The 22,887-nt window shown below is 45.0% G+C and carries 25 protein-coding genes; 18 read left to right on the forward strand and 7 right to left on the reverse strand.

The annotated features are described in order from the left end of the window. Positions 1–49: 49 nt before the first annotated feature. From DSM107010_RS00645 to DSM107010_RS00680, 8 genes are all read left to right on the forward strand, one after another. Complete coding sequence (locus tag DSM107010_RS00645; protein ID WP_106167566.1) at positions 50–1,219, forward strand: hypothetical protein; 1,170 nt, start codon at positions 50–52, stop codon at positions 1,217–1,219. A gap of 431 nt (positions 1,220–1,650) precedes the next feature. Then, entirely contained in the window at positions 1,651–2,451 is an 801-nt protein-coding gene (locus tag DSM107010_RS00650; protein ID WP_106167567.1) for a hypothetical protein, read from the forward strand. Positions 2,452–2,668: 217 nt separating this feature from the next. Further along, on the forward strand, positions 2,669–4,270 hold the full coding sequence (locus tag DSM107010_RS00655) for a TrbI/VirB10 family protein (protein ID WP_106167568.1): 1,602 nt from the start codon (positions 2,669–2,671) through the stop codon (positions 4,268–4,270). Between the two features lie 52 nt (positions 4,271–4,322). After that, positions 4,323–5,216: a hypothetical protein gene (locus tag DSM107010_RS00660; protein WP_106167569.1), complete on the forward strand. Its 894-nt coding sequence runs from the start codon at positions 4,323–4,325 to the stop codon at positions 5,214–5,216. Between the two features lie 2 nt (positions 5,217–5,218). After that, complete coding sequence (locus DSM107010_RS00665) at positions 5,219–6,541, forward strand: hypothetical protein (RefSeq protein ID WP_106167570.1); 1,323 nt, start codon at positions 5,219–5,221, stop codon at positions 6,539–6,541. Positions 6,542–6,601: 60 nt separating this feature from the next. Continuing rightward, positions 6,602–8,347: a type IV secretory system conjugative DNA transfer family protein gene (locus DSM107010_RS00670; RefSeq protein ID WP_106167571.1), complete on the forward strand. Its 1,746-nt coding sequence runs from the start codon at positions 6,602–6,604 to the stop codon at positions 8,345–8,347. A gap of 36 nt (positions 8,348–8,383) precedes the next feature. Continuing rightward, complete coding sequence (locus DSM107010_RS00675) at positions 8,384–8,677, forward strand: hypothetical protein (RefSeq protein ID WP_106167572.1); 294 nt, start codon at positions 8,384–8,386, stop codon at positions 8,675–8,677. Beyond that, positions 8,650–10,953 carry a hypothetical protein gene (locus tag DSM107010_RS00680; protein ID WP_127022087.1) on the forward strand — a complete coding sequence of 768 codons (2,304 nt, stop codon included), beginning with the start codon at positions 8,650–8,652 and terminating at the stop codon, positions 10,951–10,953. Before DSM107010_RS00675 ends, DSM107010_RS00680 begins: the two co-directional genes overlap by 28 nt. Before the next feature lie 239 nt (positions 10,954–11,192). Here DSM107010_RS00680 and DSM107010_RS38060 read toward each other — a convergent pair whose 3' ends face one another. Then, positions 11,193–11,387 (reverse strand): hypothetical protein, encoded by a 195-nt coding sequence (locus DSM107010_RS38060; RefSeq protein WP_158631710.1) that lies wholly within the window; start codon positions 11,385–11,387, stop codon positions 11,193–11,195. A gap of 25 nt (positions 11,388–11,412) precedes the next feature. Here DSM107010_RS38060 and DSM107010_RS00685 point away from each other — a divergent pair, with 25 nt between their 5' ends. The 8 genes from DSM107010_RS00685 (at position 11,413) to DSM107010_RS39260 (ending at position 16,020) form a co-directional block, all read left to right on the forward strand. Continuing rightward, positions 11,413–12,417, forward strand: coding sequence for a bifunctional DNA primase/polymerase (locus DSM107010_RS00685; RefSeq protein ID WP_106166344.1), 1,005 nt, complete (start codon positions 11,413–11,415; stop codon positions 12,415–12,417). Continuing rightward, a complete protein-coding gene (locus DSM107010_RS00690; RefSeq protein ID WP_106166343.1) occupies positions 12,414–12,968 on the forward strand; it encodes a hypothetical protein in 555 nt (184 codons plus the stop codon). Before DSM107010_RS00685 ends, DSM107010_RS00690 begins: the two co-directional genes overlap by 4 nt. Before the next feature lie 9 nt (positions 12,969–12,977). Further along, positions 12,978–13,415, forward strand: a complete 438-nt coding sequence (locus DSM107010_RS00695) for a hypothetical protein (protein WP_106166342.1) — start codon at positions 12,978–12,980, stop codon at positions 13,413–13,415. A 44-nt stretch (positions 13,416–13,459) separates the two neighbouring features. Next, the gene (locus DSM107010_RS00700) at positions 13,460–14,224 is read left to right on the forward strand and encodes a hypothetical protein (protein ID WP_106166341.1); all 765 of its coding nucleotides are present in this window, start codon (positions 13,460–13,462) and stop codon (positions 14,222–14,224) included. Then, positions 14,221–15,021 (forward strand): hypothetical protein, encoded by an 801-nt coding sequence (locus tag DSM107010_RS00705; protein WP_106166340.1) that lies wholly within the window; start codon positions 14,221–14,223, stop codon positions 15,019–15,021. The genes DSM107010_RS00700 and DSM107010_RS00705 overlap by 4 nt, the downstream gene beginning before the upstream one ends. A gap of 96 nt (positions 15,022–15,117) precedes the next feature. Beyond that, positions 15,118–15,348 (forward strand): hypothetical protein, encoded by a 231-nt coding sequence (locus DSM107010_RS00710; RefSeq protein ID WP_106166339.1) that lies wholly within the window; start codon positions 15,118–15,120, stop codon positions 15,346–15,348. 114 nt (positions 15,349–15,462) lie between these two features. Beyond that, entirely contained in the window at positions 15,463–15,591 is a 129-nt protein-coding gene (locus tag DSM107010_RS41915) for a hypothetical protein (protein WP_258183823.1), read from the forward strand. Between the two features lie 3 nt (positions 15,592–15,594). Continuing rightward, on the forward strand, positions 15,595–16,020 hold the full coding sequence (locus DSM107010_RS39260) for a site-specific integrase (protein WP_199755336.1): 426 nt from the start codon (positions 15,595–15,597) through the stop codon (positions 16,018–16,020). A 183-nt stretch (positions 16,021–16,203) separates the two neighbouring features. Here DSM107010_RS39260 and DSM107010_RS00720 read toward each other — a convergent pair whose 3' ends face one another. From DSM107010_RS00720 to DSM107010_RS00745, 6 genes are all read right to left on the reverse strand, one after another. Beyond that, complete coding sequence (locus DSM107010_RS00720) at positions 16,204–17,337, reverse strand: hypothetical protein (RefSeq protein ID WP_106166338.1); 1,134 nt, start codon at positions 17,335–17,337, stop codon at positions 16,204–16,206. After that, entirely contained in the window at positions 17,330–17,692 is a 363-nt protein-coding gene (locus DSM107010_RS00725; protein WP_106166337.1) for a hypothetical protein, read from the reverse strand. The genes DSM107010_RS00720 and DSM107010_RS00725 overlap by 8 nt, the downstream gene beginning before the upstream one ends. Further along, positions 17,689–20,103: a Piwi domain-containing protein gene (locus tag DSM107010_RS00730; protein ID WP_106166336.1), complete on the reverse strand. Its 2,415-nt coding sequence runs from the start codon at positions 20,101–20,103 to the stop codon at positions 17,689–17,691. The genes DSM107010_RS00725 and DSM107010_RS00730 overlap by 4 nt, the downstream gene beginning before the upstream one ends. Continuing rightward, entirely contained in the window at positions 20,103–21,029 is a 927-nt protein-coding gene (locus DSM107010_RS00735) for a PD-(D/E)XK nuclease family protein (RefSeq protein WP_106166335.1), read from the reverse strand. Before DSM107010_RS00735 ends, DSM107010_RS00730 begins: the two co-directional genes overlap by 1 nt. 2 nt (positions 21,030–21,031) lie before the next feature. Beyond that, the gene (locus tag DSM107010_RS00740) at positions 21,032–21,391 is read right to left on the reverse strand and encodes a helix-turn-helix domain-containing protein (protein ID WP_106166334.1); all 360 of its coding nucleotides are present in this window, start codon (positions 21,389–21,391) and stop codon (positions 21,032–21,034) included. Between the two features lie 223 nt (positions 21,392–21,614). Continuing rightward, positions 21,615–21,881, reverse strand: coding sequence for a hypothetical protein (locus DSM107010_RS00745; protein ID WP_127022090.1), 267 nt, complete (start codon positions 21,879–21,881; stop codon positions 21,615–21,617). A 109-nt stretch (positions 21,882–21,990) separates the two neighbouring features. Between DSM107010_RS00745 and DSM107010_RS00750 the strand changes: the two genes are divergently transcribed. Then, entirely contained in the window at positions 21,991–22,272 is a 282-nt protein-coding gene (locus tag DSM107010_RS00750) for an HU family DNA-binding protein (RefSeq protein ID WP_106166333.1), read from the forward strand. A gap of 32 nt (positions 22,273–22,304) precedes the next feature. Beyond that, complete coding sequence (locus tag DSM107010_RS00755; protein ID WP_258183824.1) at positions 22,305–22,805, forward strand: NAD(P)-dependent oxidoreductase; 501 nt, start codon at positions 22,305–22,307, stop codon at positions 22,803–22,805. Positions 22,806–22,887: the final 82 nt, after the last annotated feature.

The following is a 22,887-nucleotide window of genomic DNA, read 5'->3' on the forward strand; positions in this document are numbered from 1 at the left end:
AGAGATAGCGAGCGAGAATTTTTTTTAACTATTCAAACTATACAACTATATGGTTTTTCGTTATTTGTTACTTCAAGTAGACCCTAACTTCGGTCAAGACGTACTCGAAGCTGCACAGGGAGGGGCATTACTGGTAGCCGAGAGTTTCGACGAGTTGTGGAACGAGACAATTAACGGCGGCTTATACCGCTCTTTATGTATCGTCGGTTTCGCGTTTGCGCTTGCCATGCTTGCCCTATTTATGGTTCAGTTCGCGCGAAACTGGATGAATGACGACTACCAACCAGCTCTTGCTAGCTATCTCTGGCCCATCATCGTCATCGGTTTGCTTTTCGGAAACGGCTACCTACTTGCCAACGGTACGCTGGCGCTGCGTAACTACATGAATCACATAGACCAAATCATGTTAGGAAATGCGGCAAGGGGTGCAGATTTGGACGTTGCTTTCAGCCGAGCGATGGGCGACATTCAACTGCGCCGAATGGTTGGGAATGCGATTCAACGCTGTAACGAAAGGGGAGGTACGCCGCAACAAGTTAACGATTGCTTGGTGCAAGCAAGAGAAGAACTAGAGGCATACGCGCCACAACTGTTTCCCAGCGAGCAAAATGCTAACGAGAATGACTGGTTCTTCAGATCGCTCTCGGCTATTGGTGCGGCGATCGCGCTGACAAATCCACTGGCAGGTGCAGTAGATGGTGCCACTGGCGGCAATCTCGCCAACACGGTCGGTAATTTTGCCATGGAGACGGTTGGCTCCGCTGTCACTGGTTTGTCCGCCACTTGGTTGCTTGCTATCAATAATGCTTATCAGTGGGGCGTTGAAATCTGTTGGATCATTGTCGCCTTGCTCGCACCGATGGCGGTAGGAGCCTCGCTGACACCCTACGGTCAAAAACCGATCGTTGCTTGGCTGGCAGGATTCTTCGCCGTAGGCATGGCAAAGTTTTGTTTCCACATCATGCTCGGACTATGCGCTCAGTTGATTAGCACCGCGCAAGCAAACCAACCGATGATTTTTCTTCTGTTTATCAGTATCATATCGCCGCTGCTGGCGAGTGCAATGGCTGCTGGCGGCGGCATGGCTGTCCTCAACGCGCTGACGAAAGGAGTTGAATGGGTGGCTAGTGGTGCGATGACGGCAGGGACGGCTGGAGTGACATCGGGAGCAAAGATAGCAACGACTGCGGCTGCTTCGCGCTTCGGTAGGCGCTCTTAAGGAAAGTGACATACTCCCAGCCCTGATGCTACGCATACAGGGTGGGCTTCTCACCAACTCCAGCCAACGCTTCGGATACGGTGAGCTTTATTGACGAGACGGGATGACCCGCCGCCCCGAGTCAAGATAACTTGACCAGTTCTGTACAAAAGCACAAAACATTTACCTATGTACCTAGAAGATTTTACCCACCCAAGGATTCGGCAAAAGCCTGTTTGTAGATGGAACTCCCTATCTTCTCCTGTCAAGGTTCAGTAAGACCGGACAGCAATTTCAGCTAGTTTTGGTGTGACTAATAATACCACATTGTACATGAGAAGTATAGACCCTGTTCGGGATTCATCCCAGCTTCGACCCTGCGGTACAGAGTGGGACTTCTCCCGATTGAAGTTAAAAATTCAAAGTTAAACAAGAAAGTAAGTATCGCTCGTATGACATCCACGAAAGAAAAAAAACAGGCTCCTCAACTGCTCAGCTACGGTAAATCGATCCCTAACTCAGTTGGAGTTGTCGTCGTCAGCTTAACTGCCATCAGCAGCATCTCGTTGGTAGTACAGCTCGCTAACCTGGGTGCTGCTATGAATCTCAATCGCTATACCAAAGGCATGACAATCGTACAACTTCAAGACGGTACGACAATTCCCGCTCAGCCCCTCGGTCCGAATCAATATACTAACAACACCATCAAAAAGTTTGTCTCCGACAGCATGGTGAAGCTGTTTAATTGGGACGGACTGCTCCAGTCCACCGAAAACGGTGAGGTCGTGACTAAAAAAGATGAAGGGGTGAATGTCGAAGTCAAAAGCAAAGGTTTGGTGAAAATCCCTACTAAAGCTAGAGATGCAGCCTTTGCCCTATCTGAAAAACACGACTTTCGCGCTAGTTTTCTCAGAAAGCTAACCGAGTACGTACCCCCTGGCTTATTTAACGGCAACGCTCAAGTGGCGTTGGTGCCTCGCTACTTCTCCGAACCGCGCAAAATTGGGGAGGACAAGTGGGAAGTTGACGCGATCGCCACGCTGGTTACATTCTCTCGCCGCGACAATGCTGGTAAGGGTATGGCTTTCAACAAAACCATTGTCGTGCAAAAAATCCATTCTCCCCAATCGCCGCCAGATACGACCGACTTAGCAAAGACTATTTACAGCGCCCGCAAATCGGGGTTGGAAATTGTCGAAATCTATGACTTCGGGCTGGGCAAGCCGCCAGAAAAAGCAGCCAACACAAAATAATTCTGACCGAGAAGGAGTCAGGAGACAGGAGCCAGAATTCAGAATAATTGCTGTGCGACTGGATAAACGCGCATAGGCTTACAAACTCCCGATACAGAGCATGGAAAACAATAAAACTCAATATTTATTGAAACCGTGTTTTCACGCTCTGGGGTTCCTCCTGACTCCTGGCTTCTGACTTCTGTTTTCAAAATTTCAGCAGTATCAAAAATCAGTTATGACACAAGCAATAGACGAACTTTTACCGCTAGAAGATGACAGCAACTCCTCAAATTCTGCATCTGTAGATAACTTCGATGAAGACCTAGAAGATGAAGACTGGGAAATAGAAGATCCTGCCCAAGTACGGACTCAACATTCTTCAATTACGTCACCCTTCTCGCGTCTGGGTATGGTCGGCGGTGTTTTTGGTGTTGGTTTCCTCGTAGTTTACTTCAGTCTCAACAGCGTGATGAACGGTAGTAGCGAACCAATTATCGCCAAGTCCGCAACTGCACCTCAAGATAACACTGTAGAGTCGAAAAACAGCGACGGCGATATCTATGCCAAACTCGCACTGGCTAAACAAAAAGAAGAGTTGGCTGCTTTGGGCAAACCACCAGCCGACAAAGTAGAGACTCCACCCAAACTAGCAGCCGCACCAGCGTCAACCCGTACTGTTGTCATCAGACAAGCAGTACCGCCCGCCCCGCGACAAGTTGTTTCGCCAGCAACAATGCCCGCGCCTCGAATCGCAACAGCACCAGCAGCGCCTAAAGACCCGTTTGCCGAATTAGAACGCTTACGCAGGATTGGCTCTATCGGCAAGATCGATTACGGTGACAAATATGCCAGTGCTAGTCCTGCCGATGGTAGTAATTCTAGTGCTGGTGGTAGCGATCGCTCGCTGCCCTATTTAGATCCAGCCCGCGCTACACCAGCCCAAACAGAAGATAACGTACCAGAACTAAAGTCCAGGGAAAGTGACGGCAATTCCGACTTCGATACAGATGACACCAGCCCTGACGCGATCGAACAACTGAAACCGAGATGGCAGCCATCACTCTCACCTACTGCAAGGAAAGCTACTGCCTCAAACGCTGGCGATCGCCCCCTGACCATTGCAGCCACATCTAACGCAACGCCAGCTAGTTACGACTACCTCCCAGAAGAAGCACAAATTCTATCAGGCAAGCAACCGCAATATCTGACGATCGGTTCTCATGCTAGTGCTACCCTTGTAACTCCACTTTTCCTTTCTCAACAGCGCGACGATCGCTCTAGCGGTAGTAAGCGTAGGTTTGTCGCCCGCCTGGACGAACCGCTGATGGCTAACACGGGTGAAATCGGTATCCCCGCTGGCACGCTCGTCACGATCGCCATGACTTCTGTAGATGGTGCCTCCCAAGTCCATGCCGAAGTAACTGCCATTCTCAAAGACGAAACCGAGTATCCCGTTCCTAGCGGTGCTATTAGCATATCGGGTAAGAATAGCAGTCCGCTAATTGCCAAAAAAATGCAGAACAAAGGCAAGGAGATTGCGGGTTTCGATCTGACGCTAGGTGCAGTTGCAGGTCTAGCCAGTATTGGCGAGATCGTGAACCAACCCGATGAAGAAGTGGTAGACGACTTGCCCTTTGGTGGCAGCCGCACGCGCCGCACGCACAAGCGTCGCTCGATGACGGGTGCGTTTCTACAGGGCGCTTTCGGTCAACTTGCCGATTCGATTGGCAACCGCACTCAAAAAGCTACCGATGAAATTGCCCAGCGTCCTGACATTTGGTATGTCCCGCAAAATACCAAAATTGTCGTTGAAGTCGATCGCTCCCTGAAGCTGTGAGCCTTCATCCAAAATTACCCGTATCGCCCTGCCAATTACTAGAGGTTTTTTTGTGAAACCAAACATCTTTTCTTCTTTTTTCCTCACCACCTTGGGCGCGATCGCCCTAGCGAGTATAGCGCCTTCCCCAGCCACAGCATCACCCACCAGTACGGTGCGCTCGCTCAAAGCCAGTCAGGTAACGGGCAGGCAAGCACAACTACAAACAGTGAAAGCATGGCCCGGTCATGGTGTATCCATATCCTTCTTCGAGACGGGAGAAGTGATCAGAAGGGCTTGGCTAGATCGCAGCAAAAAGTCCAAATTTATCATCGATGTAGATGGCTGTTTATCAGGACTGGGAAGGGATTGTGAAAATCCAGGGGCGGGACTGATTCACATCAGCGCCATCGATGGAGTCACGATTCCAGGATTGCCCAACGCACCATACGGCGAACACTTGACTGTGATTACCGAATCCAACGGTCAGAAAAAAAGCTATCACTTTCGACTCGTAGCTGGTACTGGCGTTCCTGAATATAGCGAAATCCTCATCGAAAACGATTTAGAACCAACGCTAGAGGAATCCAGCAAGCCCAGACCGAATCCTTACGCCGCTGCCGATGCTCAATGGGTAACTAGGGGAATGCAGGTGGCACTGTCCAATAAGTGGATCGACGCGCAAGGATCGTTGTGGCAAAGACTAACTCACCTTGTAGGCGAACTCCAATCCGGTGCGGACGCGAACGCGGCTGCGGCAAAAGCTGGAGTATCAATGCAGTTAGTAGAAAAGCTAATGCAACTGGGAGGCAGGCGCTTTCCTACCATGTTGCCGCCCAACGGTACTGTTTCTCCTATCCCGCCTGCTCTATCGACAGTGCCAGCTGTAACTCCTACCCCATCTGTGCCTGCTAGATCGACCTCAGCAACTCACAAACCAACTGTCATTAATTCATACGGAAGATAATTATGGAAAAAGCGTATAACGACCCTAACTGTTCGAGCCTCGTCGCTACTGCCGACCCGATCGCAGAGCCAGATATAAATACAACCACCAAACAACCCACAACTAGCTACACCAGATCGCACGGCAAAAGATACAGATATTTACTGACTCTAGGGTTTGTCGCCGCGATCGCCTTGCACGCCCTCAAAGCTGGAGCTGCTACGCCAGAGGAGGCGATCGTAGTTGCTAATGCCAATCCGAGCAATTCTTCTTTTCCAACTCGCTACTATAGTGGAGTTCCAGTACCCGATTGGAACGAGATTACGTTCAAAAACATGGTGTTTTCTGAAGCGGGCGGGACTGAATTGCCCAACATCAAAAGTCGGGGCATGAAGGCTATACGGATTTGGCAAGCTGGACAAAGCGTTGCCGACGTGATGGAATTGGGCGACTTTGAAGCATCTGAGTTTGGCATTGAAGAGCTATCAGTCCGCAATATTGCCAGCATGACAGGCGTAAACCTGAAAACGCTCAAGCTCGATAGCCTGGAGCTAACCAAGTGGCAGACAATTGCAGACTTAACTGAAGCTATCCCTGGCTTAGGCAAGTTGCGAGTGGCAGACGTGCCGCCAATTCGCGATCTGGTAGCTAAGCTCGCTCGCTCCTATGCCTTGGACAACCAAACGATCGCCAACCTGCTCGAAACCTACCCAATACTAAGGAATGTAGAGCTGGGTAAATATATCAATCTGGGCAACTACAAACTCACAGATATTCCAGGGTTGACAGATGCAGCGCTGCAAAAGTTTGCTAACTGGCAAAATAATATCATCGGCAAAGTGCCTGGTTTAGCACTCTTACCATTTAGCAAGTTTCCTGGCATTCCCGCCGCAGATCTTACTGCTGTTGGTAAAGTTGACCTACCACTGGGGACGCTAGAAAGCGATCGCCATAGATCGATTTCGGGTAGCGACCGAGAGGGGTTTAACGTATCCTGCGATTCTAAGTGCACCCATATTGAATTGGCAGGTAGCGGCGAGTTGACTGGAGCGCAATGGATCTCTGGAAAGAGCCAAAAAGTTAGGGGTGGTTTCGGAGTTTTGGGCAATCTCTTTAACCATAAAGAACCTACTGGTCGTCACCCTTTCGGCAAAAGCTTCAAGCAAGTAATTTGGAATGTTAACGAAGCGAACGGCAGCATTACAACTACCATGTTCTTCCGCATCTGCAAGCGCGGCATACCCGACCTCGGTTGCAGTCCCTATGGCATCGGTCCGGTTCAATTTCTCAATTACAAAGAAATGGATGCAATTTTACTGGGTCGTCCCCTCAGCGTTCCTCGGTGATAGTTGCTGCAAGTAACTAACTGTAAGGCTTTTTTTTATTTAAGATATCTTTTCAACAATATGACTCAATCAGCTAACAAAAGCTTTGTTAATGAAGTTAAGGTTGTCAGTAATTCCGATCGCGCAGTTAACGAATATACCGATAAGCTAATCTCGCCTTTCCTCTCTACTCAAGGATTGATATTAGCTGGGGGAATTTTGACACTGGTAGCATTACAAGTGCTAGATAAGGGCAATAAGAAAAAGCTTGCTAGTAGCTATTGGGGTAGCAATGCTGAAATAGCAAATGCCAAAAAAATAGCTGTAAAACAGACAAAACAACCGCGATGTGACAGTGCAGCTTTATGGATTGGAGCGAACAAACTAGACCGAAACAATCTATATATACCAGATATCCAACGCGGAACGGCAGCAATTGGTGGTCCTGGTAGCGGTAAGACGGCAAGTGCTATTTTGCCGATGATTTATGCCGCGATCGAGCAAGAGTTTGGTATTGTTATTTATGATTTTAAGTATCCTTCCCTTGCTAAAATAGCTAGTTATGCCAGAAAAAAGGGATATGACGTACACATCTTTGCTCCAGGTTTCCCCGAATCAGAAGTCTGCAACCCGATTGATTTTCTCCGAGATAGTAGCGATGCCGAAACTGCAAGACAGCTAGCTACGGTGATCAATAAAAACTTTAGGCTAGCTGGGAATACTAACGAAGATGCTTTTTTTGGTCCGGCTGGCGACCAGTTAACGCAAGCAATTCTGATGCTGGCTAAAGAATTTGAAAGTAAAGATAATCCCAACCAAAGCTACGCAGATATCATGACTGCTGCTGCCATTTTATCTAGCGAAAAGATGGTAGAGCGATTGAAGTCAGCTAATCTGAATCCGTGGATCAAGATTGCCTTCGGTCAGTTATTTTCGTCTGCTGATTCGGAGAAAACTGTAGCTGGAATTGCAGGTACGGCATCGTTGATGTTCACTCGCTTCATGGCTAAAAACACTCTCGGATGTTTTGTCGGTAAGACTACCCTTCCCCTGGAAGTGAAGCGCCAGCAGATGATTATCTTCGGACTCGACCGAGAACGTCGAGATGCTGTCAGTCCTCTTATGACCAGCATTCTGCACATGGTGATCTCCCGCAGTATTGCCAAAAGGCGCGAAGACCCCTTGGTTGTCGCTCTAGACGAGTTACCCTCAATTTATTTACCCGACCTATATAGATGGCTTAACGAGTCGCGCTCTGAAGGTTTTTGCGGTATTTTAGGCTGGCAGAATATGGGTCAGCTGGAAAAAATCTATAGCAAAGAAATTGCCAAAACTATTCTTGGTGCTTGCGGTACTAAGTTTATCTTCAACCCTGGTGAAGAAGAATCAGCGCGTCAATTCTCTGCCTATTTAGGTGAGGAAGAGATTAAATACAAACAAAAATCACGTACCAGCGGTGGGGGTAAGACAAGTACTTCTATTAGCAATCAAGAAAAGACGCGCAAATTATTTGAACCCGCACAATTCCTCAAACTACCGCAAGGTAAATGCGTTTTGATTAACCCAGCCTACAGCAATAAGAAAGAAGGTTCCGTGCCGATCCTGAAAAAAATCAAAATTCCCAAGTCCATCGAGTATTGGGAAGAACTAAATCAAAAATATTGGTACAAGTTGAGGACGAGATTTGCAAAAAAAAGCACTCAAAAATGCCCCAGTCAAGAAGATTTGGAGAGCAGAATAGCCGAGGTGAACAAACGCTTTCCTATTCCTGGGCAATCCCAACCAACCAAAAATCAACCCCTAGTAAATCTTCAAGGTTTATTTTGACACAACTCTACTAATTCCCAACAAAATGTATTTCAAATGATCGATCTTCCATTAGAGCGAGAAATCGAAAAGTACCAAAGGCTATCCCGTTGGTCTCACCAATTTCCTCCCAGCATTGAAACCCATTACTTCGATTCCATTCTCGTCTACTACTACAACCGCGAACGATCGGATAATATCTACTGCGCCACCCTCATAGCAGGTAGTGCTAAGCCATCGCTGATTGTCGTTCGCTTCGATCGCCAGCTTGTCTTCGTTCAATACAAAAATACAGTCCTTCTAGATAGATTACCTACACTGCCATGTACGACGAACGCGCCACAGAATTAGGACATTATTACACGAGAATTACAGATAAATCTGTAGAAACGATATACTCTATGGGTAGAGAAATAACAAATTCAATTACAGAGATTGTCAAACTCATCTTTGAAAAACTTAGGGAAAATAAAGCGAAACAACCAGAAGAACTCGAGCGTATTCGCGCGGATATTGGCAGCGATACTTACGTTCTTTCCCGCGATCGGGATCTGCCCGATGCCTGGAAGTGGGAGAAATTAGATTCTGTGGCAGGTCAGTATCGGGCAGAGACACCAACCGAATTTCAGTTACAGGCTATTTCCCAACGGTTAGCAACAGATGTGACCGATAGCGTCAGTCAAACCAACGATCGCCAGCTGTGTTTGCAAATTGTTGGCACGACTGAATCTGGTAAAGAAGTTGTCCTCTACACCCAAGACGAAACGGGGAACTGCAAGACGAATCTGGCTACCCAACTTCTGACACCAGAAGAATTGACTGCATTGACTGACTGCACTTCCAACGTCCAGCAGCCGCTGGTTGCTGCTGGGGCAGCTTTTTCATTAGAAGATCGACCGGAAGGTACGTCATTCCAAAGCAATCCTTCAGCTGCCGAACAACTCGATAGTCAGGATTTATTGTCGCTCAAACAAGAATTAGAAAGTAATTTAGTGTTAGCGGTTGAATTAATGGCAACGCGCAACCAGAAAGCGGAAGAGCTAACAAAATTGAGTCAGACTGTAGCTGCTAGTGAAAGCTCAGCTCGGTTGGGAGAAACAGCGAAAGATTTAGCATCTATTGACGAGCGGATTGCTAACGTATTTCTCCAAAGTGCTGCCACAATTAAAAATTACCAACAGCAACTAGAGAAGCTTTCCTCAAATTTACTAATAGACCGCAACTCGGAGCGAGTTAAATCGACAGAAGTAAGCCAAGATAGCGTTACAGCAAAAAATACCGTTTCCAGTCAGCCAAGGCAAGCAAGCCAAGAGAAAAATCAAAATTCAGTTGTCCCTAAAAATGCTGTTGAATATACTTACAAGCAAGTACTCGACAGTCCAACTATACAAAGAGGAACCAAGCAGTGGGTGCGTCAGCTCCACATTCCTATTTATAAAATTCTCAGTCAAAAATTAGAGCGTCAGCGCCTTGCATCTGAGAATAAAAGGATTGCTAAGACAGCTGCGGCACTACTAAAACGATACGGACAAATTCAAACTGATGGTTCGCTTTTATATCGTAGCGATGCCTTCGCAATTATCAAACAAGGTGAAAAGTTTACGATTCATCGCCGTCAAGATGAATTACAAGGTTTCAAACAGCCTTTGATGGAATTTAAACTAGAGCGAAATGGCACGCCTAAAATTACTCGGCGATCGAAGGAGATGCTACCAGCAGAACGGCAGGAATTCGTGATGGTAGCAGAACGCTTGGCAGACAGGAAAACACTGCGATCGCTCTCTACATCCGACCTTAGAGAGGTGGCTAATACTCTAGGTTCCCTCGCACCTGCGGGAACGCTCTCTACTTTAGAAAGTTTCAAACAAGTTGAATTGCTTGGGACGCTGAATGGGATTCTACAAAAGGCGAAAACAGATAAACTGACTGTGGGTGAATTAACGATTGTTCGCCGCCGCGACCCAGAGCATAACAAAGCGAGTTTATCTTTATATAAAACTACAGTTAATGGCGATCGGCAAGAGCTGGTTGAATTCCAGCTTGAAAAAAAATCTGAGGGAATTTCTCAAGAAATCACCAAAATGAATATTTCAGAACAAGACATTAATTATATTAAGCTGATGGCTCAAAAAGCCCAGTTGTTCGATCTGGAACAGCTATTTAATAGTGCTAATAGTAATAGTAGCAGTATACCTACCGCTCGGTCTCAACAATTAAACGAAAACCAGGAAATCAAAGGTATTGGCGAGCTTGCCCTGACTCTTCATCCTTTCCTAGCCCAAGAATGGAATAATATTCAACGGGAAGGTCAACCCTCGTCTAATGCCATGATGCAAGGAAACGACGAAATAAATCAGAAAATTCGAGCAAATAGTGGCAAGCTGTCTATTGCGGAACAGCGAGAGATGTATTTTAAAATTGTGGCTGCTAAGGTAGCTGAATCGGAGTCAAAAGCTGAGAAAGGTATTGACTTGATTCCCTTAAAACAGATTATGAAAGACCTACAACAGCAGCGCCAACAAGTTATTCAACAAATCTATACTCCTAAAAGTGAATTTTATCTGGATTCTAAAGTAGCAGATCGCACTAATGGTGTCGTTTCTCAAAGTAGAGATTTATCACTATAGCACTTGCTTTTGACTAGAGCGTTAATCTGCTACTACGATAGCGATAACGCTTTTATAGTATTTGTAAAACTTAGTAGCTGCTTCAACTTAAGCCTAGAAAATACAATTTTTGTCCTCGATATATCAAACTTATTAATAAAAAAGAGCTTTATCCTAAAAAGAATGTAGAGAAAACCCATTTTTTGTTGAACATATGTTATTAAATTACCTTGATAAAACTGTATTATTAGCTTTAATTGCTATTGTGCTGACTGTGGATTGCTATCAAACAACTGAAGAAGTTGACAGCTCACAGCATGAAGACAATCTAAGGATAAGTAGAATAGCTTTAATATTTTCTGAGTGCGATCGCCACCAATAGCTGAAGATGTATTCAACTTGCAGTTGTTAAATAGCGAAGCAACTATTGCAGTCAACGAAAATGGCTGTGCCATATTTGCATAAAGTTGCATTTCAGATATGAATGCAAAAGCTATCAATACCATTATTTCTACCCTGGAAATTCTGCCAACACACTGGCATCTCGTACCTACGCACTGGAAAAGACCTTTAGGCTATCGCTGGGAACAACGACCGTTTACTCCCAAACAGTTGCAATCGGAACTTGCTTCTACAGGTAAGGTTCGAGTACTCGACCGAAGAGAAGGCTTCACCCAAGTATCACCTACAGGCATTGCATTAATCTGTGGTGCCAATTCTCAAGAATTTCTGGTTGCTGTCGATTGCGATGGCATTGGTGCATACAAACAAGTTCTAACTTCTAACTTCTCGACACAAAACAATAAAAACTCTAAATTCGCTAACTTTTCACCCGATGAAATCAAAAATGCTGCCCTTGCTTACTTACCAAATACGGTTGCTTTCACGTCAGGTCGCCCTCATAGAGCGCAATATCTCTACCGTATACCCTTGCATCTCTCCTTCCTTCCAGAAAATCTCAAGTCCAAGCGCATTTATACCCCCGAACGAGAATGTTTGGAGTTGAGAGGGAAAAATCTATCTTCCGTACTCCCACCTTCTAGGCATCCTCAAGGATATTGCTATCAGTGGCTTCCAGGTTGTAGCCCTAGCGAAGTTGAAATTGCCAATGCTCCAGACTGGATCGTTGGTAAAATGCTCGTTAGTGCCGAGAAAACTAGACGATATGCTCATAACAGTACGAGCATTCGCCAGCATTGCGTTAGTCACAGATATGCTCGCCTCTACCCAGGTATCGACAGCAACATCCAACAAGCACTGATTCTGCTGGAAGTCATCCATCCCAAATTTGCCGATAGTTATGACACTTGGCTTTATGTTGGGATGGCACTGCATAGTGTTAGTCCTACCCTACTAACTAGTTGGGAGCGATGGAGTCAACTATCACCTAAATACAAACCTGGTGAATGCCAATACAAGTGGAAAACCTTCAACAAATTTGGCATCACTATTAAAACTCTATACAGATTAGCTCATTTATCATGACTGCACCTACTCACAACAAGCAATCCGCTGGCAGTTCTGCTAGTAGTTCTGCCGATTCTACAGTTGACGATCCTGAAGAATTAGCTCAATTGAATTTGGACGATGACGACGAAGAATCTAGCGATGGCATCGTACCCTCTAGCAGCCTAAACACCATTGCTTCCACTCAATCGAGCATAACCGACACGGAAATAACCGAATCTGAATCCTCCTCACAAGATAAGTTTGACTTTGACCGGACTACCATCGTTGTCAACTTGCAGATACTACCGCTGCATGAAAATCAGAGAAAGCTACTGGTAGCAGTTGGCGTTGCTGACGAACCACCTTTGTTATTCGGCTCGACTTTCAGTGCCTTGGAAGCAAGCAGTTTACCGCTCGTGCAAGCGATCGAAAAGCTGAAAGAGAGTTTGCCGCAGATGCAAGCTCGTGCTTCATCGCGCCAGCAACCTCAGCCAAAACAAGTTCCGACTCGTCAAGTTGTCGTACCCGACTTACCTCAAGCGCCTGTAGCGCGACCGTCTGACTTAAATCAACTCAAATTATTTTAGGACACCGATATGAAATACGTCTTGGTTATCGAAGGTCAAGAAACTCCTCTAGATGAAACCATTGCAGCCAACGATGATGTTCTCCGCACCACCATTGCCGCCTATATGCCCCAACTGGCAAATGCTGAAATTCAACGCCAAACTCAGGGCGATACGGTACGCATTCAAATGCTCAAACGTGCGGGAACTAAAGGTTCTGTTGCAGCAGTTTGCCAGGAACTTTGTGCTGCACCACCGCAGCTCAATCCGGCTTTGTCGCTAGCTTGGCAGATCGAACAATTAAAGCTGCAAAAAGATTTAGATATAACTGCTTTGATTGCTTTACAGCCGCAGATTGAAGCAGCATATACTAACGGTCAAAAGTGGGAAGTGGCGATCGCTAGCGCGAATCTAAACCTGTGTCGTGCCCCTGCTACCCCTGCTCGAATTACGCCTAAACTCATCTAAGTTAAACGTGCAGCCAAACAATGGCTGCATAATATCCATCGTGTATGCACGTAGTATCAGCATCGCTGTCATCTTTTAGCCAACAAATTCTGCAATACCGCACCCCTGTAAGCATTACCGATGCTCTCGAATACCTGCAAGATTTAGCTTGTAAAACTCAACTTCTCCATCTCTACCAACAGGTTTTTCCTCAAGAGTGGCAAGCATCTAAAATTCCACTAGATCGACGCACGTTTGATAGCGTTTACTGCGACAAAGAAATCGAATTTTTACACTTAGTCAACGAACAACTTTTCGCCATAGAATTATGGGAGGAATTTGAAACTACTACCTCAAGAGAGTACGAAATACCAATCCTACCTAAAACCAATGATTGGTGGTATGAAGATCTAGAAGACCTAGAAGACTGTGACCAATTCTTACTCTCGCTGCTCGGATTTGGTTACGACTTGGAAGTTTGGGAACAGAAGTTTGGTTTTACTCCCGAACAGTTGCCTCGTGCCGACACAATCGATCTAGAGCGGTTCCAACAACTGTGCGCCGAACAACCGCATCCTCTGTGCTATTTATCCGACGCGATCGCCCTGATTGACAAAAGCACTGGCTGTATCTGGTGCGATGTCAGCACGGAAGTTTGCGAGAGCCTGCCTTGGACTTACGAAAATATCATGTTTCTAGCCGAGCAATGGAAGATTGCCAACAGCTATTGGGACAAAGCCGCAGCACTAGGTGAATGGATTGAGCGCGATGTCGCCCATAGAAAAGCCGCCTTTGGACTCTGGAACTGCGCTACTCCATCAAAACCATGATTCAAGCATCAGAAATTTCTATAGCTACTTCAGAAGTAGGAACAGAGAATTTAACTAATACAACAGTACCTACAACCCCAGCCATGCTGCAACTACCGCAGCTATCAGCTATGGCGATCGCTCGTACCATTGCCCATACCGTTCCAGAGGATGAAATTTTAGGACATTTGCTCATTTTACGCGGGCAATACATCTTCGTGAGCAAAGCTCAAGATGGTGTTGAATACAAACCAGTTTCGCCTGAAGCTGTCGCTGCGGCATTCAGCACGCCAGCTATCGATTCAGGATGGTTGTCAAATAATATTGTCAGATGGGGTCAAGGTAAAAATGGTGAATGGATTTTGCTTTATTTCCCGCCGCAAAAATACAACATTCTGCTCCAAAATGTAAATAATCAATCTTTGCAACTTGCCGTGACTTTACCTGCTTTGCTATTCGTAGGAATTGGTAGAACTTACTACATTTGGGCAATGAAAGGTAGAGCATTCGATCCAGCAGGCAATTTGTACGCAGCTCCCCTACCTAATGTCATGGGAGAAGGAAGTATCTGCTTTGGCAACAATTTAGTACCTCAGTGCAATTCACAAAATATTGTTGAAGCCTGGAATCTATTCTGGAGCAGCCCCTTCAACAGCGATGCCGTCAGTCACAAATCAAAACACTTCCCAGAAGACATCCGCAACCAACTCATACTGCTACACGATAAAAAAGCTAAACGATATCCTGTCAGCGACCTCGTTCCCATTTCTAGCTGGAATAAAAAAACGCCAAACGATATTATCCGAAACCTTCTCTAAGCTATTTGCATTCAACACAGTGATGGTTGCACCGAATATTTTTTTCCCTCTTACCTCTAGTAGGAGGGAATTATTTTAATTGGAGAGAATTTAGTTATGAAGCGATATCAGCAACAAAAAGCACAATTGGTAATGCTACCAATTCCAAAAGAACAACTTGCTAATTTTATTGGTAAGCAGATACATTTAGCTTGGGCAAAACAAGGCTGTACTTGGAGGTTGCTGCGGATTGAGGGCGATCGCATCTACCTAGAAACACCCAAGACAAAAAGATCGTTGGTAGCGAAAGCCAGTGATGCTATGTACACTCGTCGGTATGAAAGATAAGTTTGATTTATTCTGACATACTTGCTATCAATTCAACTGCTAGTGTCAATCTAGAGAAGATTCCTCTACCCCCTGCCCAGAGTTTGACAGCCGAGGAAGTGAGCGCGAATTTGGGTGGCAACCGATTATCTGGGCGAGACCCGACAGCGGGATCTAGCTTTACTCCACATCTTGAGTCACGGCTTGCGGGCGGGAGAAATTGTCAGTCTCAATGTAGTGCAAGTGCATTTGTTGACAGGTTGATTCGTGGCAGACACGAAGACAAACGAGCCGCGACTAGTGCTGTTGCGAAAACAGAATCGCGATGCACTCAACAGGTATTTATCCTGGTGCAAAGAACAGGGAGAGGAAGTATCGAGCGATCGCCCTTTAATTCTGTCGCATCACGCAACTCGTAAAGGAGAGCGATTGAGCTACCACGGCATCTACTTTGCTATAGAAAAAATCGGCGAGTTGGCAGCATTTCCCCAGCTTCATCCACACTCGTTCCGTCACACCTACAGCACTGAGTTATTACTCATGGATGTCGATCCGACTTACGCTAGGAAACAGACTCAACATCAGAGCGAGAAAGCTTTTCGACGCTATACTTTGCGTGGGGAACAATCGAGCGCGATCGCTGCCTACTACCGTGCAGTTGGGGAAGAAAGTGACGCACAGATTTTGGAGTAGGGGTATAAGTAGGAATCGAACAAAAACATCGCGCTCCGAAGCAAGTAGTTAAATTTTGAAATTGAACAATAACTTCAATAGGAGTCACCGAGATCGAATGGCTAAAATACTTATTATGTAAGCATTTTAGCTTTAGAGATACTTTCTGTTTATTTGCTATTTACATCCCATGTAAGCCTGTCGCTATTGGCGATCGCACTCAGCCAAAAGTGTTTCAATTGCTTGCTTTTCCCAATCAATGTACATTGATGAATTCTGCCAAAACTGCTGCCATGCCTGATTTAACAAGCTATGGATGCGATCTTGAGTCGTAGGGGTGGCAATTCGAGCTTGGATTTCTTTCACCGCATTCCAAGCGTTATCTGCAACTGTCTCAATCAGGTTAGTTGGATAGCAGCGATGGTATTCGGGTTCTGGTTGGGCTTCAATTTGTTCGAGAAATGTAACCCACTTCTGCTGAATCTGTTCGGTTATCTCCTGAAATCCAGACAAGTTCAGCGCACAAAGCATAGCAGTCATTCGTGCATGATCGCATGGGTGTGATGTAACTCGCAGAAGTGACAATTGGTAAGGATCGCCACCACGTTTGATTACTAAGTGTAGGTGCGACCAAACAAATGCGGGACCTAACGTGTAAACTCCATACAAATCACAAAAAAACTCCTCTAGCCAAAATTTAATCCATGATTTTTGCCAAGTGTGAAGTAGATCGTAGAAATGCTGGGGACCGCGACGATACTCTGTTTTGGTTTTTTCATTTTCAAAGTGATAGAGCACCTCCATAATTGCGCTCTCGTAATGGCTTTGAAACGGCTCCAAAACGGGGTCGTTCTTTTCGGTAAAGAAAGGATGTGCTAGCTCATGATATAAATCTGGCAAATGTAGCAAGAAATTACCTTCAAGCAAAGGAATACAAAGCAGATTGAAAGAAGGATAAATGCAAAAGTAGTTCTGAGACAGAGTTGTAACTGTTGGAATAAGTCGAGGATACTGAATTTCTCGCGCAATCTTGTCAATTAGAACATTTAACCGATGATCTGCCTTTAATGCTCGACTCAATGAAGCTATTCCAACTGTTTCGATTAGATCCATCTCCGCTACGATTCTCTTGAATGCTCGCAGGTGTTCTAAGCCACAGGCATCATTAACAATGGATTGCAACATCTGTAATTTATGAATTGCTTCATCAACTTGCTGTTTGCAAGTTGCCCGCAATGCATCGTAATCTCTGGGAAGATCTCTGGGAATGCTCGCTGTTAGCACTCTCCCTCGCTCAATCATTTGTGGTATTGCACCTGAAAGATAGATATCAAGCATTACTACCTCTCATCCGAGCAAAGGTATTTGCCCGCTCGTACTCCAATATTTTTGCTAGTTTTTCGAGTTTTATTATCTCAATCTGAGTGATTTGGTTTGATAAAAGTATCTGACCAAGCTGGCTCCATTCAGAAAGGCTATTTTTTGGACTGTCTTGCAGCAAAACAGCTAATAACTGGGCATCTAGTCCCTTTGAGGACTGCGCTAAACTAACTAAAATCTGCCCCAACTGTCTTTGCTGATCGGAAATAGCTGCCTGCTGTCGTTGTTTAAGGTGAATTAGAGTTCGATCCAAAAGTTCAGCACATTCTGCAAGTCGAGTATACAAAGTAGAATATAATCCAATCGTACTCATATGTTTGCTTCCTCGCTGGCTGTCTCGCCATCAATCTTTTCGTCAGAGATATCTTCGGACTCTATATCTTCTTGGTGATCGAATCGCAACGCATCTTCATCGTATTCACTAGCGTCTTCACTCAGCCTCCGATCGTTAATTTTTGTCGTGATTGAATAACGGCTACAATCATCGGGCTTCGTCCAAGTTAAAGCTGTTAAGTAGTAAACATCTTCTAAACATTGCTCAAAAGGTAACTTACCTTCGATATACTTGACACGTAAAGGCTTAACTGTTCCTTGCTTTAAAAAAGGTCGCCCTGTTGAGCAGAGATATCCATCATTGTTAGTGATATAATAGTAACCAATTTGAGGATTTTGCACGAAAGGTAACGGTTTTTTCTTATCGATAACATCAAATAATCGTAGGGAAGCTGGAGCAGATTTAGAGATTTCCAGAATTGTCAAAGCAGCACCTTCAGATAGAATTCCCTGTTTCTTCAAAGCTGCAATTGCCTGTTTAGCTCCTTCGATCTCGCATTCATAAATCCGTCCATCACGATGAATGACAATGTGTAGAAGTGGATATGCTGCTTGCTCTACTTCTTTCGTCAAAATCTCAATCAAACAAGCTTTAACTTGACTACTAGATAACCGCTCCTTCTGTTTAGAAGTAATTGGTGGTAGCGTCCGAATTCGACTTCCATCCTTGTCGATCGTAATGTAACCTGCTGTGTGATGTTTGACATCGATTCCAATCGTGATATCTGCGTGCAATGGCGTATCCAGTACAAATGGCCATCGCTCATTAGTGAGTAATACTTTATTCAAGGCAACAGCACGAAGATAGCCTTGTAGTTTGCCGTGCTTCTGGTTGCGAGCAGTATAGAATGGCTGACTATGCTCGTTGTACCGTAACTCATAGCACTCTTGCCCCATAGCTGAGTGAATTGTAGCCACGTATAGCTCATAGTTTTTCAGTTCCCTCACAACTAGAGCAGAGAGAGGATCGTGTTGACGTGGGAGTGTAGGAGTGCGATGCAGCATCACAACCCCGTAACCTGGCTGAAGTTGATAATCCTGCACGGTTTTCAGAATAGCTCTGCCTTGCTCGACATAGGTTCGGAAGCCCCGATCTGGGTAATAGATTACTTGAGGTTTGTAGCCTCCGCCTGCTGGATAGAGTTGGTCAACAGCCTTTTTGAGATCCTGAATAAACTTCAACCCAAAACTATCCCCGACAGTTTGAGGAAGCAAGAGATATTGGCGATCGAATTGTTCTTGCACAAATACTCCAGCATTTGGACTACGCAGCAGTTCTAATCTTTTCTGTCCAACTTGCTCCAAAGTTGTCTGGGTTGCTCCAGTGGTTCCCCGCAACGACAACCGATAGTTATTTCCAAAACGGTAATCTGGAAGTGTAAACGCTGCCAGTGAAGTTTTTTCAGGTGTACTAGCAACTTTAAGCACAATATTACCAAATTTTATTCGTTGAAGATATCTCTCAACTAGTTGATGAATTGCAGAATAGCGAATGTGAGGTTTTAGGATAGTATATGGATGATACTTCTGAGTCACAGGATTTGCTGTGTCATAGACCAAGTGGCATAACGCTGCGATCGCCATCCGATCTACGTTCTGATTATTGAAATAATGCACGACTGCTGCATCTTGAGCTATGGATGCCAAGTCTTCTGGAATTGGCTTACGGCAATACTTAATGGCGTAGTCAAGTAAAGAAATCGAATTATTTTCATCTGAAATCATTGCTTCCGTAACATTTAAATCAGAAACCTCGCTTAATTGAATTTCATACCATTGATGTCCATAGTGGTAAATGCAATGTTTAGCTTTGTATTGCTGAAATGCTTGTTCTGTTAAATATTTGGGTAGTGGTTCTATACTGATAAATTTATGTTGAATATCTACGCAGAGTCCAATACCTCCACTCTCAGTCAAGACTGGACGCACTGAAAATCCTCGAAATAGCGAGAGCGAATCAAAAATTTGATGCGGGGTCTTTTCAAAAAATGGTTCTCCAGCACTGGGTTGCCATAGTTGTGCATTTCCAAAAAGAGCAGATTGCACCATGAAGTGAAGGAAACGCAAGCAAATCTCATCATTTTGTGGAGTACGTAACGAATAATCTAGGGTTAAGATATTACCCGTTGATACGAAATACACGATCCCTCGAACAATTTGGTAGTGTTCTGGAGGTTCTGGTGCATCAGCAGCAACAACCAAGTAGGGTTTTTCATCGAGTTCTACGATGGTGACAGGATGTTTTAACTGATTGCTCAATCGATGGATCAAGTTCTGCCGATTCTGATAGTACTCAGCATGGCGCTTAAGTCCCTTGATTTCATACAGTCGGTATTGGGTTGAAAGCTCGGAAAGGTTTAAGAATGGAAAAACATTACTTTCAATACCCATTACGCGGACTCCCAGCAAATTGATTGATAGTTACAGGTCTGACAGGTTTCAGGAGAGGTGGCTGTCAACAATTCTGTTGGATCGAGTGTTGCCTTTTTTGTATCTCCCACAATTAGCTGTATTGCACTGATACTTTCAGCCATGAAATTATCAATTTCAGCAACACGCATTTCATTCAGTCCATAACGTCGCAGCTGATTTGTTAGTAACTGTACCTCCCAAAGTTGAAGGTCTGTAACTTCCCACTGTGACAAAATTGGAAAATCTTTGTGCGGGTTGCCCCGCATTAAAGCTAGTGCATAGATTCCAAGCTGCTTCCAAGAGCGATAAACTCCTAAAAAGTGAACTTTCCAATCAATAATTAATGGGGGTTTATTAGAATAAAAAGCAATAAGGTCAGGTACAGCTCTAACTGTTTCGCCAGTATGTAAAAATGACAGAGGACGCTGACAAACAAGATACTGAGCGCCGATCAGCTCCGACCAAACTTCAGGTCTAGAAAATAAGTTTTCTAATGCTCGATCAATCTCTCCTCTTGCATTTTCTATTTCTGTCTCCGGAATCTCTCCACTGTATTCCATACAATGAAATACAGCAAAGTCAGAGCCTACTTTAGAGGGAGAAAGTCCTGGCTGATATAAGAGATGTTGTCGAGCAAATTTGAGTTGTCGCTCAAACATCTCTGTAGCTTTTTGTTTAGTAGCTGCAAGCGAAGGAATTTGTTTTGTTCTTAACGTAGGAACAATAAATTCACTAATTACAGAGTCTACAATACTACCTCGCCAAGAACTAATACTGTGCAGCTTACTCAGCAAGTAAGTCTTACGGCGGAGAGGATCTTTTGCCAACGCATTGCTAAGGCAGTTTTTGTAGTACCACTGCCGTTGGCATCTTTTGAACGTTTTTGCCGCAGATAAAGACCACATAATTAACGTTTTCGCTTGTTTTGTTTCGATCGCAGATAATTGAGGTAATCGGCTAGTTCATCTGCTTCTTCAGAAGTAACTGGCCCCAATCTAGCAGCGATATCCGTAAGTGATGAATCTAGCTTTCCACTGTCCGGCACTGGATACCCAGCAAGTTCCAAAATGATTGTATAGGGAATGCCATAAAGATCGCTGAGCTTACGTAGCATAACTGGAGAAGGTGAACGAATTTTGCCCGTCTCTAACTGGCTGAGATAGGCATTAGAAATCCCCGTTGCAGTTTCAACGGCACGTAGCGTTAACTTTCGATGCTGACGAGCAGAGGCTAGAAACGAACCTAACTTGCTGACTTCTTGATTCATATATTAAGTATATCGAGCTTGCTAAATTTGTCAAGCAAGCTTATTGTACTACCAAGTATCTCTCCTGCAGATTAGGAAATGTGAGTAGCGAGTAGCGGGGGAAAGTTAAACTAAGCCGCTTTATCGCCATGAAAGTTTATCGCCATGAAAGTTAAAAACGATTAACCGTATTTAATCGCGTTGGGGTAGAAATTGTTCTTGCTCAAACTGTTCTTAAGCTCTGTTAACTGCCTGCATAATTGCCGTAGTCGTGGTTGTTAGAATTGAGGTCGGATGCCATTCGTTGCAAAGTAGACGATAAGTAGATTTGACTTGCTAATAGCTGGAGTTGGGGTCGAGCATCAATACCCATCTCCTTGCACGACGGCGTTGGGAGCGAGGAAAGCTGTACATAGCTGTGGCAGATCGTCATGGAGTAATTGCGATCGTGTTGCGCGATCGCTCCTCTCATCTTCCCCCCTAAATCTGGCATCCAGATGTTAGTGAACAAATCAAATTTCAGAAAATTTTTACTTTTATGTATGAAGTTTACGGTGCTACAATTGCCATCATCTTTTTTCTACACTACAATGGCGGCGGTGTGTTGAGCCACAATTACTATGAATAAAACCGAACTCGTTGATGCGATCGCATCTAAAACTAATGTGACCAAAAGAGAAGCCGATACTATCCTCAGTGCGATAACTGAGACGATCGTGGAAGTCGTCTCCAGTGGCGATAAAGTTTCTCTAGTCGGTTTTGGTTCCTTTGAACCACGTCAACGGCAAGCCAAGGAAGGGCGCAATCCCAAAACTGGTGAGAAAATGCAGATCAGAGCCACTCGCGTTCCCGTCTTCGCCGCTGGCAAGTTGTTTAAAGATAAAGTCGCTCCTAACAGTTAGCTCTGGGACAATCGCTCCTACCCATCGGTGCTCTGCGAACCGTCAAGGGTGACGTGCTAGATAGCCAAATCACTCTTAACTGCCGTGTAGCAACAGCAGTTATTAGTTCATTAGGAACGAAGAAAATTAGTCTCGAACCCGTGACGCTGTTTTCAACGGGCACAAAAAACCTACTTGGGGCAATGCAGCATTATAACGTCAAGCGTTTAGTTTGCATTACCGGAATTGGTGCTGAGGACATGAAAGGACATGGCGGATGGCTCTACGACAAGTTGATTTTGCCGCTAGTGCTCAAGCGAATCTATGACGACAAAGACCGCCAGGAAGCGGAGATCCGCTCCAGTAATTTGGATTGGATTATTGTTCGTCCAGGATTCCTGACAAATCAACCTGCGAAAGGAAGTTATCGGGTCTTAACAGATTTAACGGGTGTAACTGCGAGTCATATCTCGCGGGCGGATGTGGCTGCTTTCGTTCTACAGCAACTCACCGACGATCGCTATCTCCACCAGACACCACTCATTTGTGACTAGCAAGAGCAACCGCACCGATCTAGTAACCTATGTGTGATAGTAAGAAACTAATGTACTAGCGTTATGGTAGCTCAGTTGCCAA

This window comes from Chroococcidiopsis cubana SAG 39.79 (genome assembly GCF_003991895.1).
Lineage (GTDB): Bacteria > Cyanobacteriota > Cyanobacteriia > Cyanobacteriales > Chroococcidiopsidaceae > Chroococcidiopsis > Chroococcidiopsis thermalis.

Excerpts from the sequence above, each read along its gene's own strand:
- DSM107010_RS00730 (WP_106166336.1), bottom strand. The coding sequence starts at position 20,103 with ATGGGTATTGAAAGTAATGTTTTTCCATTCTTAAACCTTTCCGAGCTT.
- DSM107010_RS00710 (WP_106166339.1), top strand. The coding sequence starts at position 15,118 with ATGAAGCGATATCAGCAACAAAAAGCACAATTGGTAATGCTACCAATT.
- DSM107010_RS00685 (WP_106166344.1), top strand. The coding sequence starts at position 11,413 with ATGAATGCAAAAGCTATCAATACCATTATTTCTACCCTGGAAATTCTG.
- DSM107010_RS00700 (WP_106166341.1), top strand. The coding sequence starts at position 13,460 with ATGCACGTAGTATCAGCATCGCTGTCATCTTTTAGCCAACAAATTCTG.
- DSM107010_RS00705 (WP_106166340.1), top strand. The coding sequence starts at position 14,221 with ATGATTCAAGCATCAGAAATTTCTATAGCTACTTCAGAAGTAGGAACA.
- DSM107010_RS00690 (WP_106166343.1), top strand. The coding sequence starts at position 12,414 with ATGACTGCACCTACTCACAACAAGCAATCCGCTGGCAGTTCTGCTAGT.
- DSM107010_RS38060 (WP_158631710.1), bottom strand. The coding sequence starts at position 11,387 with ATGGCACAGCCATTTTCGTTGACTGCAATAGTTGCTTCGCTATTTAAC.
- DSM107010_RS00750 (WP_106166333.1), top strand. The coding sequence starts at position 21,991 with ATGAATAAAACCGAACTCGTTGATGCGATCGCATCTAAAACTAATGTG.
- DSM107010_RS00735 (WP_106166335.1), bottom strand. The coding sequence starts at position 21,029 with ATGTGGTCTTTATCTGCGGCAAAAACGTTCAAAAGATGCCAACGGCAG.
- DSM107010_RS00675 (WP_106167572.1), top strand. The coding sequence starts at position 8,384 with ATGATCGATCTTCCATTAGAGCGAGAAATCGAAAAGTACCAAAGGCTA.
- DSM107010_RS00695 (WP_106166342.1), top strand. The coding sequence starts at position 12,978 with ATGAAATACGTCTTGGTTATCGAAGGTCAAGAAACTCCTCTAGATGAA.
- DSM107010_RS00670 (WP_106167571.1), top strand. The coding sequence starts at position 6,602 with ATGACTCAATCAGCTAACAAAAGCTTTGTTAATGAAGTTAAGGTTGTC.
- DSM107010_RS00645 (WP_106167566.1), top strand. The coding sequence starts at position 50 with ATGGTTTTTCGTTATTTGTTACTTCAAGTAGACCCTAACTTCGGTCAA.
- DSM107010_RS00650 (WP_106167567.1), top strand. The coding sequence starts at position 1,651 with ATGACATCCACGAAAGAAAAAAAACAGGCTCCTCAACTGCTCAGCTAC.
- DSM107010_RS00725 (WP_106166337.1), bottom strand. The coding sequence starts at position 17,692 with ATGAGTACGATTGGATTATATTCTACTTTGTATACTCGACTTGCAGAA.
- DSM107010_RS00655 (WP_106167568.1), top strand. The coding sequence starts at position 2,669 with ATGACACAAGCAATAGACGAACTTTTACCGCTAGAAGATGACAGCAAC.
- DSM107010_RS00720 (WP_106166338.1), bottom strand. The coding sequence starts at position 17,337 with ATGCTTGATATCTATCTTTCAGGTGCAATACCACAAATGATTGAGCGA.
- DSM107010_RS00665 (WP_106167570.1), top strand. The coding sequence starts at position 5,219 with ATGGAAAAAGCGTATAACGACCCTAACTGTTCGAGCCTCGTCGCTACT.
- DSM107010_RS00680 (WP_127022087.1), top strand. The coding sequence starts at position 8,650 with ATGTACGACGAACGCGCCACAGAATTAGGACATTATTACACGAGAATT.
- DSM107010_RS00740 (WP_106166334.1), bottom strand. The coding sequence starts at position 21,391 with ATGAATCAAGAAGTCAGCAAGTTAGGTTCGTTTCTAGCCTCTGCTCGT.